Annotated in this window: 13 protein-coding genes; 1 reads left to right on the top strand and 12 read right to left on the bottom strand. The window is 68.6% G+C overall.

Annotated elements, in window-relative coordinates; genetic code table 11:
• Positions 1 to 70 precede the first annotated feature (70 nt).
• Positions 71 to 1,282 carry a bifunctional 2-C-methyl-D-erythritol 4-phosphate cytidylyltransferase/2-C-methyl-D-erythritol 2,4-cyclodiphosphate synthase gene (locus V5F66_RS04420; protein WP_394050891.1) on the top strand — a complete coding sequence of 404 codons (1,212 nt, stop codon included), beginning with the start codon at positions 71 to 73 and terminating at the stop codon, positions 1,280 to 1,282.
• Between the two features lie 12 nt (positions 1,283 to 1,294).
• Here the strand turns inward: V5F66_RS04420 and surE are convergent, their stop codons facing one another.
• From surE to V5F66_RS04360, 12 genes are all read right to left on the bottom strand, one after another.
• On the bottom strand, positions 1,295 to 2,062 hold the full coding sequence (surE, locus tag V5F66_RS04415) for a 5'/3'-nucleotidase SurE (RefSeq protein WP_394075715.1): 768 nt from the start codon (positions 2,060 to 2,062) through the stop codon (positions 1,295 to 1,297).
• A gap of 215 nt (positions 2,063 to 2,277) precedes the next feature.
• Positions 2,278 to 3,690, bottom strand: a complete 1,413-nt coding sequence (serS, locus tag V5F66_RS04410; RefSeq protein ID WP_394093342.1) for a serine--tRNA ligase — start codon at positions 3,688 to 3,690, stop codon at positions 2,278 to 2,280.
• A gap of 208 nt (positions 3,691 to 3,898) precedes the next feature.
• Positions 3,899 to 4,708, bottom strand: coding sequence for a twin-arginine translocase subunit TatC (gene tatC, locus V5F66_RS04405; protein ID WP_394005769.1), 810 nt, complete (start codon positions 4,706 to 4,708; stop codon positions 3,899 to 3,901).
• Positions 4,705 to 5,214, bottom strand: a complete 510-nt coding sequence (gene tatB, locus V5F66_RS04400; protein WP_012116376.1) for a Sec-independent protein translocase protein TatB — start codon at positions 5,212 to 5,214, stop codon at positions 4,705 to 4,707. Before tatB ends, tatC begins: the two co-directional genes overlap by 4 nt.
• A 60-nt stretch (positions 5,215 to 5,274) precedes the next feature.
• Positions 5,275 to 5,511: a twin-arginine translocase TatA/TatE family subunit gene (locus V5F66_RS04395; protein ID WP_012116377.1), complete on the bottom strand. Its 237-nt coding sequence runs from the start codon at positions 5,509 to 5,511 to the stop codon at positions 5,275 to 5,277.
• Positions 5,512 to 5,581: 70 nt separating this feature from the next.
• Positions 5,582 to 6,703, bottom strand: a complete 1,122-nt coding sequence (locus V5F66_RS04390; RefSeq protein ID WP_012116378.1) for an ABC transporter ATP-binding protein — start codon at positions 6,701 to 6,703, stop codon at positions 5,582 to 5,584.
• 97 nt (positions 6,704 to 6,800) lie between these two features.
• A complete protein-coding gene (gene scpB, locus V5F66_RS04385; RefSeq protein ID WP_394093341.1) occupies positions 6,801 to 7,529 on the bottom strand; it encodes an SMC-Scp complex subunit ScpB in 729 nt (242 codons plus the stop codon).
• On the bottom strand, positions 7,526 to 8,374 hold the full coding sequence (locus V5F66_RS04380; RefSeq protein ID WP_394005774.1) for a segregation and condensation protein A: 849 nt from the start codon (positions 8,372 to 8,374) through the stop codon (positions 7,526 to 7,528). Before V5F66_RS04380 ends, scpB begins: the two co-directional genes overlap by 4 nt.
• A 2-nt stretch (positions 8,375 to 8,376) precedes the next feature.
• Positions 8,377 to 9,390, bottom strand: coding sequence for a beta-N-acetylhexosaminidase (gene nagZ / locus V5F66_RS04375; protein ID WP_394093340.1), 1,014 nt, complete (start codon positions 9,388 to 9,390; stop codon positions 8,377 to 8,379).
• A gap of 151 nt (positions 9,391 to 9,541) precedes the next feature.
• Positions 9,542 to 10,834 carry a peptidoglycan DD-metalloendopeptidase family protein gene (locus V5F66_RS04370; protein ID WP_394093339.1) on the bottom strand — a complete coding sequence of 431 codons (1,293 nt, stop codon included), beginning with the start codon at positions 10,832 to 10,834 and terminating at the stop codon, positions 9,542 to 9,544.
• A 167-nt stretch (positions 10,835 to 11,001) separates the two neighbouring features.
• Positions 11,002 to 12,249 (bottom strand): alpha/beta hydrolase, encoded by a 1,248-nt coding sequence (locus V5F66_RS04365; RefSeq protein WP_394093560.1) that lies wholly within the window; start codon positions 12,247 to 12,249, stop codon positions 11,002 to 11,004.
• Between the two features lie 137 nt (positions 12,250 to 12,386).
• Positions 12,387 to 13,046 (bottom strand): protein-L-isoaspartate(D-aspartate) O-methyltransferase, encoded by a 660-nt coding sequence (locus V5F66_RS04360; RefSeq protein WP_012116384.1) that lies wholly within the window; start codon positions 13,044 to 13,046, stop codon positions 12,387 to 12,389.
• Positions 13,047 to 13,057: the final 11 nt, after the last annotated feature.

Below are 13,057 nucleotides of genomic sequence, written 5' to 3'. Positions count from 1 at the left end.
GTTACCTGCACCGGTGCCCCGACCCATGCCGGGACGGGATTCACCCCCGCTCGCACCAGGAGAGCCGGGCATGAGCGAAGTGGCGAATCCCTCATGCGTGGCCATTATCGTCGCCGCCGGACGCGGCACACGCGCCGGTGGACCGCTGCCGAAGCAATATCAGGCCATCGGCGGCGAGCCGGTGCTGCGCCGCACGCTGCGCCTTTTCGCGACCCATCCACAGATCACAGCCGTGCTGGCCGTCATCCATAGCGATGATTCTGTCCGCTTTGCGGACACGGCCCGCGATCTGCCCAAGATCTTGGCACCGGCCTTCGGCGGCGCGACCCGCCAGACGTCTGTCCGCGCGGGGCTGGAAGCCCTTGCCGCCGCATCGTGCACCAGCCCGGACCTGGTGCTGGTGCATGATGCGGCGCGCCCCTACACCTCGCCGGACCTCATCGCCCGCGCTGTGGCGGCGGCGCAGGCCGCGGATGCCGCCATTCCCGTGCTCCCCGTAACCGACACGGTGAAGCGGGTGGATACCGACGGCATCGTGGTCGAGACCCTCGACCGCGCGGCGCTTCGCACGGTGCAGACCCCGCAGGCGTTCCGCTTCGAAGCCCTGCGCGCCGCCCATACCGCTGCCGCCGCTGCCGGGGTGGAGACGCTGACCGACGATGCGGCGGTGATGGAATGGGCCGGCCAGCCCGTGGCCACCTTCGAAGGCGAGAGCACCAACGTGAAGCTGACCACCCCGGAAGACATGACCCGCGCCGCCGGCGCCTCCTTCGCAGATCTTGGCGACGTGCGCACCGGCACCGGCTTCGACGTGCACGCCTTCGGCCCCGGCGACCATGTGATGCTCGGCGGGGTCGCGGTGCCCCACAGCGCCGGCCTCGTCGGCCATTCCGATGCGGACGTGGGCCTACACGCCCTCACCGATGCGCTGCTCGGTGCGCTGTGCGATGGCGACATCGGCGCCCATTTCCCGCCGTCCGACCCGCGATGGAAGGGCGCGTCCTCCGACCGTTTCCTTGCCCATGCGGTGGAGAAGGTGACGGCGCGGGGCGGGCGCATCGCCCATCTCGACCTCACCCTCATCTGCGAGGCGCCGAAGGTGGGGCCGCACCGCGACGCCATCCGCGCCGCCATTTCGCTTATCACCGGCGTGCCCCTCGCCCGCGTTTCGGTGAAGGCGACCACCACCGAGAAGCTGGGCTTCACCGGCCGGCGGGAAGGCATCGCCGCCATGGCCAGCGCCACCATCCGCCTGCCCTTCGCGGACGAGGCGGAGGGCTGAACGCCCGCGCCCCTACTTCGCGTCGAACAGCAGGGCGAGCCGCGTCATCTGCGGCTCGTCGGTCATGTCGAGGCGCAGGGGGGTGACCGAGATGCGGCCCTCGTCCAGCGCCCGCAGGTCCGAGCCCGGGGAGGTCTCGAAGATACGGCGCTCGAAGGCGATCCAGTAATAAGGATTGCCCCGCCCGTCGCGGCGCTCGTCGATGCGCATGAGGCGCTGGTCGCGCTTGCCCTGGAAGGTGGCGGCGATGCCGGTGATCTCGTCCGGCGCGCGATCCGGGAAGTTCACATTCATCACGATGCCGGGGGGAATGCCCTCGCCCAGCAGGGTACGGATGATCTTGGGCGCATGCGTCTCGGCAGTGATGTAGTTGGGGTTCTCGCGGGTCTTGATGCCGAAGGCCTGCGACAAGGCGATGGAGGGGATGCCGAGGATGGTGCCCTCGATGGCCCCCGCCACCGTGCCCGAATAGCTCACGTCCTCGGCGATGTTCTGGCCCCGGTTGACGCCGGAGAGCACGAGGTCCGGCGGGGTGTCCGCCAGGATGTGCCGCACCGCCATGATCACGCAGTCCGTGGGCGTGCCCTTCACCGCATAGCGGCGCTCCTCCACCTGCCGCAGGCGCAGGGGATCGCTGAGCGACAGGGAGTGGGCGACGCCGGACTGGTCGAACTCGGGCGCCACCACCCACACGTCGTCGGTGAAGCTCTGGGCGATGCGGACGCAGGCCTCGAGGCCCGCCGCGTGGATGCCGTCGTCATTGGTGACCAGGATGCGCATGGGACCTTTTCCGTAGCTTGATGTCGCAGCCACCGAACTTCCGTGACCGGCGCCCTTGCCCCGAACCGTCGTCATCCCCCGGCTTGACCGGGTGATCCATGGGGCTGGCGCGCCGGCTCTTCGGCGTCTGTCACTTGTGTCGCGGAGGGGTTAGCCCCCCGGTCGAGCCGGGGGACGACTTTGGTGTCGCGGGCGCCCTCAACCGAGGGCCGCCTCTACTTCAGCTTCTCGATGGTCTTCAGCCCGCCCATATAGGGCAGGAGTGCATCCGGAACTGTGACGGCACCGTTCTCCTGCTGGTAGGTTTCCAGCACCGCCACCAGCGCGCGGCCCACCGCCACGCCCGAGCCGTTCAGCGTGTGGACGAAGCGCGGACTCTTGCCCTCCGCCGGGCGGTAGCGGGCATTCATGCGCCGGGCCTGGAAATCGCCGCACACCGAGCAGGAGGAGATTTCGCGGAACGCCCCCTGCCCCGGCAGCCAGACCTCGATGTCGTAGGTCTTCTGCGAGGCGAAGCCCATGTCGCCGGTGCACAGCGTGACCACGCGATAATGCAGGTCGAGCTTCTTCAGCACCGCCTCGGCGCAGGCGAGCATGCGCTCGTGCTCCTCGGCCGACTTCTCCGGCGTGGTGATGGAGACCAGTTCCACCTTGGTGAACTGGTGCTGGCGGATCATGCCCCGCGTATCCCGCCCCGCCGCACCCGCCTCGGCCCGGAAGCAGGGCGTGCAGGCGGTGAGGCGCAGGGGCAGTTCCTCTTCCGAAAGGATGGATTCGCGGACAAGGTTGGTGAGGGGGACTTCGGCGGTGGGGATGAGCCAGTGGCCTTCAGATGCCAAAGTTTCTTTAGCGAGCGCCGTTTCGAGGCGCTCATCATCTCCGCGAAGTGCTGCTGCCATGATTTCTTGATTGTCATCGGGCGAAAGCCAACGTGTTGCCCAAAACTGATCTTCCCGGAACTTGGGCAGTTGCGCGGTCCCAAACATCGCATCATCCCGCACCAGCAATGGCGGGTTCACTTCCATGTAGCCATGCTCGCCGGTGTGCACGTCCAAGAAGAACTGCCCCAACGCGCGTTCCAGCCGCGCCAAAGGCCCCTTGTTCACCACGAAGCGGGCGCCGGAGAGCTTGGCGGCGGTCTCGAAATCCATCTGGCCGAGGGCTTCGCCCACCTCGAAATGCTGCTTCGGGGTGAAGGCGTAGGAGCGCGCCGCGCCGAAGCGGCTCTTCTCCACATTGTCGTGCTCGTCTGCGCCATCCGGCACGTCGTCGAGCGGAGCGTTGGGGATGGCAGCGAGAGCTTTATCGAGTGATTTTTCCCAGTCCTTCGCCAGCGCTTCAAGCGTTGGAATATCAGCCTTCAAATTGGCGACCTCAGCCATGAGGCGCGAGGCCCTCTCCTCATCCTTCTGGGCTTTCGCCTGGCCAATCTCCTTTGAGGCCGTGTTACGACGGGCAAGCTTACCTTCGAGCTCAGTCAGAGTCTTACGGCGGGCCTCATCGAGACCAATAAGCGACCTAACCAGCTTCTCGTTATGATCCCGCGCCTCATCGGACCCGCCGCCGCGCCGCACCAGCGCGGTGATGAGGCCGTCCGGCTCGTCCCGGATCCATTTGATGTCGTGCATGGCAAGGCTCCGCATGGGGACAGCGCCGGCCCCCCGCACCACTGTCATGCCCGGCCTTGTGCCGGGCATCCACGTCCGGCCGACTGCACCAGATTGACAGTGCGCGTCCCGGCCCATCCACGTGGATGGCCGGGTCAAGCCCGGCCATGACGCATGGGGGAGAACCACCGCGCGCCCAGAAAATTCCAACGATCCGGAAGCCCCGTCGTCAGTCGGCCGTCGCGGCGTCGGCCGCGTTGCGCGCCGCCTCTGCCACCAGCCGTCGCTTCTCGACGATGCCCACCAGATAGACCGACACCTCGTAGAGAAGCAGCGTCGGCAGGGCAAGGGAGAGCTGGCTGATGACATCCGGCGGGGTGAGCACCGCCGCTGCGATGAACACGCCGACTATGGCGTAGCGGCGGACCTTGCGCAGCATGTCCTGCGTCACCACCCCGATCTGCCCGAGCAACGTCAGGATGACCGGAAGCTGGAAGCAGATGCCGAAGGCGAGAATGAGCGTGGTGATGAGGGAGAGATATTCCGACACCCGCGGCAGCAGCGAGATTTCCGCCTTCCCGTCGCCGCCGACCTGCTGCATGGCGAGGAAGTATTTCATCGCCAGCGGCATGGCGACGAAATAGACGAACGCCGCGCCGATGAGGAAGCAGATGGGGGTGGCCACCAGATAGGGCCTGAAAGCGTTCTTCTCGTGCTTGTAGAGGCCCGGCGCCACGAACATGTAGACCTGCGTCGCCACCACCGGGAACGAGATGAACGCCGCTCCGAACATGCCGAGCTTGATCTGGGTGAACAAAAACTCCTGCGGCGCCGTGTAGATGAGCTTGATGCCCGGCGCGAAGCCGGATGCAAACTCATAGGGCCACAACAGGATGTTGTAGATCTGCTTGGCGAACATGAAGCAGACGAAGAAGGCGATCAGGAACGCGATCAGCGACTTGATGAGCCGCGACCGCAGTTCGATGAGGTGCTCGATGAGCGGGGCCTTGGAGGCGTCGATATCGTCCTCGTCGCTCATGACGCGCTCTTGGTCTCACCGGCGGCGGGGGCGGAAACGGGTGTGGTGGGAGAAGCGGCGGGCGACCCCGCCTCCACCATGCGGCGGATTTCGTCGCGGATCGCGGCCATGGGGTCCGGAACCGCCTCGGGAGCCGCGGCAGGCAGCTCCAGCGGCGCCGAAGACGCCTCCACGGCCGGTGCCTCGGGCGCCTTGGGCGGCGGATTGCCGCCTTCCACCGTGGTGCGGATTTCCTCGCGGATGGAGCGCAGCGGGTCGAACATCTCCGAGGTGGCCAGCGTGGAGCGGGCGCTTTCGGTGACGTCGGAGATTTCCTTGCGCATGTCCGCAAGGTCGGCCTCGCGCAGGGCCTCCTGGAACTGGCCCTGGAACTCGCCGGCCATGCGGCGCACCTTGGTGACGGTGCGGCCGACGGTGCGCAGCACCGAAGGCAACTCTTTAGGGCCGATGACGATCAGCGCGACAATGCCGATCAGCATCAGTTCGGACCAGCCGATATCGAACATGAGCGCCTGAACCCGGCGGACCCGCCGCCGCCCTCCTCAAGGGTTAAGGGGAGCCCGTCGTCAGACGGGCTTCTTCTCGGCCTCGGCGGCGCTCGATGTCTGGTGCGGAAGGGGGCGCGGCGCCTCGGGCGGGGCGGCCGGGGTCTTCGCCGGTTCGTCGTCCTCCGCCAGGCCCTTCTTGAAGGACTTGATGCCCTTCGCCACGTCGCCCATGAGATCGGAGATCTTGCCACGACCGAACAGGAGGAGCACCACGGCCAGCACCACGATCCAGTGCCAGATGCTCAGCGAACCCATTTAACGTCCTCCAAGGAAGCTTTTTCGCCCTCGCGCGATTTTCGCGCACGGATTTTCTCGGAGGGGGACACTAGGCCCCGCCCGCGGCGAAAACAAGGACATCGGCGGGGTCGACCACAAGCCCCACCTCGTCGCCCTTGCGCACGGCGCCTGCATCCCGAAGGCGGATCAGAAGCGGACGCTCGAGACCGTCCACGATCACTTCCACGAGATCGAGCTCGCCCAGGAAGCGCCGCTCCACCACCCGGCCGGCGATGCCGAGGCCAGCGGGCGCAAGCGCGATGCCCTGCGGGCGCACCGCCACCACCACCTCGCCCTCCCTTTGCCCGGCGGGAGCGGGAAAGCGGCCGAGCGGGGTGTCCACTTGTCCCTCCAGCGCCACCGCCTCCATCTCGTTCAATTCACAGAAGAAGCGGGCGACGCCGAGGTCCGCCGGGCGGCGATACAGCTCCGCCGGCGGGCCAAGCTGTACCAATTCGCCCTTGCGCAACAGAGCGATGCGGTCGGCAAGCCGCATGGCCTCTTCCGGATCGTGGGTGACGATGATGGCGGTGGCCTTCGCGTCCCGCAGCACCGCCAGCGTGTCGGCGCGGACCTGGTCGCGCAGCCGCTTGTCGAGCCCGGAGAACGGCTCATCGAGTAACAGGATGCCCGGGCGCGGCGCCATCGCGCGGGCCAACGCGACGCGCTGCTGCTGGCCGCCGGAGAGCTCGTGGGGATAGGCGTCGGCAAGATCGGCGAGGTCCACTCGGGCCAGCGCCAGGCGGGCCTCGCGCTCGGCCTCCGCCCGTTTCAGGCCGCCGAGGCCGAACAGCACGTTCTCCAGATTGGTGAGGTGGGGAAACAGCGCATAGTCCTGAAACACCAGCCCCACGCCCCGGCGCTCCGGCGGCACGAAGGTACCCTGCCCCGCCACCGCCTCTCCGTCGATGAGGATGCGGCCCCGGTCCGGCCGCTCGATGCCGGCGGCGAGGCGCAGCAGCGAGGTCTTGCCGCAGCCCGACTGGCCGAGCAGGCACAAGACCTCCCCCGGCTTAACGGCAAGGCTCACGCCCTTCACGGCAGGCACGCCGCCATAGGCGAGTTCCACGGCATCGAAGGCGAGGCCCTTGGCGATGGCGGCTGGCGTGCGGCTGCGCACGGAATTGGTCTCCACGATGTCGTCGATCAGCACCGCAACTCTTCCTCTCATACCAATGCCCGTGAGCTTGACTCACGGGCATTGGTCAAGCCCGCGCGGCGCTTGAGCGTATCCACTTGGCATCGGTCGAATACCGAGGCCGATGGTATCAAGCCTCGTCGGGCGTATCCGTTCCGTCCTCGTCCGGGGGTGGGGAAAGGGTGAAATCGAGGGCCTCGGGCTCCAGAGCCTCCTCGTCCTCCCTGAGCGAAGGATCGTCGGAGGGGAGCGGCATGGCGAAGCCCGCCGGCAGGCGCCCGTCGATGAGGCCGGCGCCCTTCATCTCGTCGAGGCCCGGCAGGTCCTGCACCGCGTCCAGGCCGAACTGGACCAGGAAGGCGGGCGTGGTGCCATAGGTGACAGGGCGACCCGGGGCCTTGCGACGACCGCGCAGGCGCACCCATCCAGTCTCCAGCAGCACATCCAGCGTGCCCTTCGAGGTGGACACGCCCCGGATCTCCTCGATCTCGGCCCGCGTTACCGGCTGGTGATAGGCGACGATGGCCAGCACCTCGATGGCGGCGCGCGACAGCTTGCGCGCCTCGGGTACAGGGCCGGCCACCACGCGGGCAAGGTCCGGGGCGGTGCGCAGCATCCAGCCGCCGGCGGCCTTCACAATGTTGACGCCGCGCCGGGCATAATCGGCGGTCAGCGCTTCCATCAATGCGGCGAGATCTGCCTCATTGGAGAGATGCGGCTTCAACGCGCGCGCGTCCACCGGCCCGGAGGAGGTGAAGAGCAGCGCCTCGATCACGCGCAGGTCGCGCGCGAAAGCATAGGCGCGCTCGTCCTCCGGACGCACGTCGAACAGGTCGATGCGCGGTGCGGGCCGGGTCATGTCTCCTCTCCGGGCGCCTCATGGGGCGCCTCAAACGGCAGCACGGGCTCCGCCGGGCGCGGCCGCAGCCACAGGGGCGCGAAGGGGGCATCCTGCCGGATGTCCAGCATGCCTTCGCGCACCATTTCCAGGCTGGCGGAAAAGCTCGACGCGAGCGCGGTCGCCCGCTGCTCGGGCTCAGCCATGTAATCTAGCAGGAATTGGTCAAGCCGCATCCATTCGCCCACGGCATCCGCCCCCAGCAACCGTTCGAGCCGTGCCCGTGCGTCCGCCAGCGACCAGACCGCGCGCGTCTTGAGCGTGACGTGAGACAGAACCTGCGTTTGCCGCTGCCGGGCATAGGCCGACAGGAGGTCATAGATGGTCGCTGTCCAGACCGTGTAGAGCGGCTGGTCGGACGTGGGCGGCACGGCCCGGGGAAAACTGTCCCGGCCCATCTGGGGACGCGCCATCAGCTCCTGCGCGGCCTTGCGGATGCGCTCCAGGTGCCGCAGGCGCCGGGTGAAGGCGGCAGCCAGCTCCTCGGCGCTCGGCCCATCCTCCTGCGGCGGGGCCGGCAGCAGCAGGCGGGATTTGAGGTAGGCGAGCCAGGCCGCCATCACCAGATAGTCGGCGGCCAGCTCCAGCCGACCGCGCCGAGCTTCCTCGATGAAGGTGAGATACTGGTCCGCCAGCGCCAGGATGGAGATGCGGGTGAGGTCCACCTTCTGGGTGCGGGCGAGGGCGAGCAGCAGGTCGAGGGGACCCTCGAAGCCGTCCACATCCACCATGAAGGCCTCGCCGGACCCGGGCTCGACGCGGTCGGCGCCAGCCTCGAAGGGGTCCGGTGCGGCCTCGCCCGCCATGGTCAGGCGACCTGCCCGATGTGCGCCGCCACTGCCTCGCGCAGCGCTGCGGCGTCCACCTCCGCTGGAATCTGGCGCAGGGCGAGGGCGCGGTCCGCCCGCTCCAGCGCCGCACCCGAGAGCTGCGGCGACACGCCGGCCACGATGGTCATCTCGTCCAGGCGGCCGTTGCAGTGGAGCAGCAGGTCGCACCCGGCGGCAAGCGCATCGCGGCCACGGGTCGCCATGTCGCCGGCCAATGCGCCCATGGACAGGTCGTCGCTCATGAGCAGGCCGGTAAATCCGATGCTTCCGCGGATCACCTCGTCCATCACCTTCGGCGAGGTGGTGGCGGGCCGCTCCGGGTCGATGTCGGCATAGACCACGTGGGCGGTCATGCCGAGGGGCAGGTCGGCGAGCAGGCGGAAAGCGGCGAAGTCCGCCGCCTCCAGCTCGGCGCGGGGGGCGGTGACCACCGGAAGCCGCTCATGGCTGTCGGCCGGGGCCCGGCCATGGCCGGGAATGTGCTTGAGCACCGGCAGCACGCCGCCTTCCAGCAGCCCCACCGCCGCCGCGCGGGCGAGCGCGGCCACCGGCCCGGGTTCGGTGCCATAGGCGCGGTTGCCGATAATGCCGTGGCCGTCAGGGTGCCGCAGGTCGGCGCAGGGCAGGCAATCCACATCGATGCCGAGGGCGTAGAGGTCGGCCGCGATGGCGCGGGAATTGAGCCGCGCCGCCTCCAGCGCCGCCACGGGATCACTCAGGTAGAGGGCGCCGAACGGTTCGGCCGGCGGGTATTCCGGCCAGTGCGGCGGCCGCAGGCGCTGCACCCGCCCGCCCTCCTGGTCGATCAGCACCGGCGCCTGCCAGCCCACCGCCGCGCGCAAATCCGCAACCAGGGCACGGACCTGGTCCGGCGTCTCCACATTGCGTGCGAACAGGATGAAGCCCCACGGCGCGGCATCCGCGAAGAAGGCGCGCTCGTCTTTGGTCAGGTGCGGACCGGCGCAGCCGGCGATGAAGGCGCGGGAGGTCATATGCTGGGCCTATAAGCGGGGGGAAGCGCCGTCAAGTTCGGGAAGACGCGCCGGCACCACGCCCCTCCCCGTCCGTCCATGCCGGAACAGGATCCCGGACATGAAAACGGCCGGGCAAGCCCGGCCGTCGTCTGGAGAAATTCGGGTCGGCTCAGAGGCCGGCCACGTAGCGGCTCGGGTCCACGGCGGTGGAGCCCTTGCGGATCTCGAAGTGCAGCTGCGGCGAGTTGACGTTGCCGCTCTGGCCGGCCTTGGCGATGATCTGGCCGCGCCGCACGGTGTCGCCGCGCTTCACGTTCAGCTCGCTGTTGTGGGCATAGGCGGTGACGTAGCCATCCGCATGCTTCACCAGCACCAGGTTGCCGTAGCCCTTCAGCTCGTTGCCGGCATAGGCCACCGTGCCGTCTTCCGCGGCGCGCACGCCGGTGCCTTCCGGCACGGCGAAGTTCACGCCGTCATTGTGGGCGCCGCCCGGCTTGGGACCGAACGAGGCGATGACGCGCCCGCGCACCGGGGCACGGAACTGGGGACCTGAACCCGAAGCGCGGGGGCCGTCGTCCGCATCGTCGGCGGGGGTCACCTTGGCGGCGGTTTCCACCTTCGGCTCAGGCGCCGAGGACTTTGCCACCGCCTGGGTGGGGGCTGCTGCGGGCTTGCCGGCAGGAGCCGGCTTGGCGGAGGCGGTCGCGACCGGAGCAGGGGATGCCTGAGGCGGCGTCAGGTTCTGGGACAGCACCGGAGCGGTCGTCAGCGGCTTGGCGGCGACAGTCGCCGGCTGGCTGGCGGGCTTGCCGGGCACTGTCAGGGTGTTGGGGGCCGCGGCCACCTGCGGCGGCTTGGCCGCAGAAGCCGGCTGGGCAGCAGCTTGAGCGTGGGCCTGGGATGCGCCGTTGCCGCCGGGCGGAATGACGAGGGTCTGGCCGGTGCGCACCGTATGGCCCGGCGGGATGTTGTTGGCCGCGCCGAGCGCCGCCGGGGTCACGCCATACATGCGGGCGACGGAGGCCAGCGTCTCGCCACCCACCACCACATGGGTTCCCGGCACCGCCGGGCGGGCAGAGGCTGTCACCGGAGCGGGCGCCGTGGCGCCATATCCCGACGCGCCATAGAGCGGCTGGGCCGTGCCGGAGGCGGCATAGGAAGACGTCTGGATGCCCGCGCTACCCTGGCCGGGCGGGGGCAACGGAATGGAATCCACCCGGCCCGACGGCGCGGCGCCGAGGGAGCCGGTGACATCGCCGCCACCGGGCTGGGCCTGATAGCCGCCACCCTGGTAGCCACCGCCATAGCCGGCATTGGCCTGCTGCTGGGGCGGGGGCGCAAAGCCATCCGTCAGGAACCGGGTCGAGTCCGAACTGCACCCGGCAACCGTACCGGACACAAGCCCGACCAGCGCCAGTCGCGCGAAGACATTACGCCCGTGAGTCTCGCTGGAAATACGCATGTGATCGAACTCGCACGCAACGAAATACATGCGGGCAGTTAAGGGTCCCATGCGTAAACGGCGGCTTAAGTCAGCCCGAACCGGCGCGCCGCCGTCAATGTTTCACCTGGTCCGTTGCCCGGAAGCAACACCGGCGGACGCGCAGGCGCCGCCGGATCAGGCCCGGATCAGTGGGCGGCCGGGGCCGTCACCACATTGGCGCCGCTGGTGGCGGTTTCGGTCACGGAATCGCCGAGCTTGTTCATGTGCTGGCCGTAATGGGCGCGGGTGTTCTCGTCCAGCACCGCGACCGGCGCGGCAATGACGAGGCCGGCGGCCGTACCCACCGTGGTGGCCGCGCCCGAAGTCATCTGGATGATGTGCTCGCCCACGCCCACGCGGGAATCCGTCATGGTCTGGCCCTCGGCGAGGCGGGCGCCGATGGCCTGCACCACCTGCGGGCTGGCGGCGAACTTGCCATGGGCCAGCGCGTCGTCGGTCTTCAGCTTGGTAAGGTCGATGACGTTGATGTTGTTGCGCTCGAACTCGGAGCGGTAGGGCTCCAGCTCCGGATTGACCGCGCCCACGCGCGGCACGTCGCCCCACACCTGCCGCGAGAGTGCCAGCGCCTTGTCGTCCTGCGAGACGAACAGGGTGAAGGCCGGCCGGTTCGGGCCGATCTCATTGAAGAAGGAGGCGAACACGTCCACGTCCACGTCGGGCGCGGCGAGCATCACATATTTGATCTTGGGCAGGATGCGGCCGTTGCGGATGGCCATCTGCCGCAGCGCTTCCAGCGTCACCACGTTGCCCATGGAGTGGGCGAGGATGGAAATCTCCCCCACGTTCGGGTCCTTCGCCATGAAGGTGAGCAGCCGCTCCAGGGCATCGCGCGAGACCGAGGTGCTCTCCCGGTCATAGCCATAGGCGAGCAGACTGCCGCGCGACGGCCACGTGAACAGGACCGGCGTCACCGGGGCGTTGGAATCGTGGACGATCTGGGCGAAGCGGAACACCGCGTCGTCAAAGCGCTGGTTGAAGCCGTGGACGAACACCAGCGCCTGCCGGTTCGGCGTGCGGCTGATGCGCTGGTGGAACCACTTGATGGCCTGGTCCTGGGTCAACTCATCGAGCTGGGTGGTGACGAAGTCGGTCGCCGGATTACCGGGGACGGACTTCGGCCACTGCACGTCGCCCGGCTTGCGGGCGGTGTCCGGCGGGATGGAGACGGTAACCTCGGCGAAGCTCGACTTGCGCGAGCGCTCGCCGCTGAAGATGTCCGGCCCGTCGGCGCGCTCGCGGACAGTGGCCACCACCATGTTGACGCGGGAGGTGCCCGGCACGTCGTCCGGCACCGGGATGAGCACGCCGGACACCCGGCCCCCGCAGCCCGAAAGGGCGCCGAAGAGCATCGCGCATGCCAGGACCCGCCACATTTGGCGCCAAACGACCACCGCCACGCTGCTCATCCCCCGAAACCAAACGTAAAGGTTCGATAGCGGACCCACCCTCCGGCGGCAACCGCAGCGCAGCGTAAGATGGGACCAATGGGGCGCCGGCGTGGCGCTTTCCATCAAAGTGTGGCCGCAGCGCCCGGAATCAGCGGTACGAACCGCACCTTCATGAGTTCGGTGCGGGTGCGCCCGGACTGCTCCTTCACGTAGCGCACGAGGGTCTGGATCTCCTCCGGCGCCCCCAACGGCATCACGATGACGCCGCCGAACTTGAGCTGGTCGATCAGGGCAAAGGGAATGTCGGGCGCCGCCGCCGTCACCAGAATGCGATCGAAAGGGGCGCGGGCCGGCATGCCCAAGGTACCGTCGCCCACATAGGCGGTGACATTGCGCAGACCCAGCACCTCGAAGCGTGCCTGCGCCTCCGCCACCAGAGACCGGTAGCGATCCACCGTCACCACCCGCGCAGCGAGGTGGGAGAGCACGGCGGCGTGGTAACCTGATCCCGTCCCCACCTCCAGCACCGAATGGTCGGCGGTCAGCGACAGCGCCTCCGTCATGGCGGCGACGAGGCTGGGCTGGGACATGGTCTGGCCGCAGGCGATGGGCAGGGCCACGTCGTCATAGGCATGCCGGCGCAGCGCGGGATCGACGAACAGCGGGCGCGGCACCAGTTCCATGGCGCGCAATACGCCTACATCGCGAATCCCCCGCTGCCGCAGGCCAAGGATGAAGGCCATGCGTTCCGCCTGTTCGCCTTCGCTTTCGCCAGTGCTCATGCGGGACACTC

It is taken from the genome of Xanthobacter versatilis (assembly GCF_043193975.1).
In the GTDB taxonomy this organism is placed as follows: Bacteria; Pseudomonadota; Alphaproteobacteria; order Rhizobiales; family Xanthobacteraceae; genus Xanthobacter; species Xanthobacter autotrophicus_E.
This window is presented reverse-complemented; position numbering and strand designations above follow the sequence as displayed.

What these genes read in the sequence shown, in the direction of transcription:
- V5F66_RS04370 (WP_394093339.1), bottom strand. Translation starts at nt 10,834, where the DNA reads ATGCGTATTTCCAGCGAGACTCACGGGCGTAATGTCTTCGCGCGACTG.
- tatC (WP_394005769.1), bottom strand. Translation starts at nt 4,708, where the DNA reads ATGAGCGACGAGGACGATATCGACGCCTCCAAGGCCCCGCTCATCGAG.
- tatB (WP_012116376.1), bottom strand. Translation starts at nt 5,214, where the DNA reads ATGTTCGATATCGGCTGGTCCGAACTGATGCTGATCGGCATTGTCGCG.
- V5F66_RS04360 (WP_012116384.1), bottom strand. Translation starts at nt 13,046, where the DNA reads ATGAGCACTGGCGAAAGCGAAGGCGAACAGGCGGAACGCATGGCCTTC.
- V5F66_RS04365 (WP_394093560.1), bottom strand. Translation starts at nt 12,249, where the DNA reads ATGTGGCGGGTCCTGGCATGCGCGATGCTCTTCGGCGCCCTTTCGGGC.
- V5F66_RS04420 (WP_394050891.1), top strand. Translation starts at nt 71, where the DNA reads ATGAGCGAAGTGGCGAATCCCTCATGCGTGGCCATTATCGTCGCCGCC.
- nagZ (WP_394093340.1), bottom strand. Translation starts at nt 9,390, where the DNA reads ATGACCTCCCGCGCCTTCATCGCCGGCTGCGCCGGTCCGCACCTGACC.
- scpB (WP_394093341.1), bottom strand. Translation starts at nt 7,529, where the DNA reads ATGACCCGGCCCGCACCGCGCATCGACCTGTTCGACGTGCGTCCGGAG.
- V5F66_RS04380 (WP_394005774.1), bottom strand. Translation starts at nt 8,374, where the DNA reads ATGGCGGGCGAGGCCGCACCGGACCCCTTCGAGGCTGGCGCCGACCGC.
- V5F66_RS04390 (WP_012116378.1), bottom strand. Translation starts at nt 6,703, where the DNA reads ATGAGAGGAAGAGTTGCGGTGCTGATCGACGACATCGTGGAGACCAAT.
- serS (WP_394093342.1), bottom strand. Translation starts at nt 3,690, where the DNA reads ATGCACGACATCAAATGGATCCGGGACGAGCCGGACGGCCTCATCACC.
- surE (WP_394075715.1), bottom strand. Translation starts at nt 2,062, where the DNA reads ATGCGCATCCTGGTCACCAATGACGACGGCATCCACGCGGCGGGCCTC.
- V5F66_RS04395 (WP_012116377.1), bottom strand. Translation starts at nt 5,511, where the DNA reads ATGGGTTCGCTGAGCATCTGGCACTGGATCGTGGTGCTGGCCGTGGTG.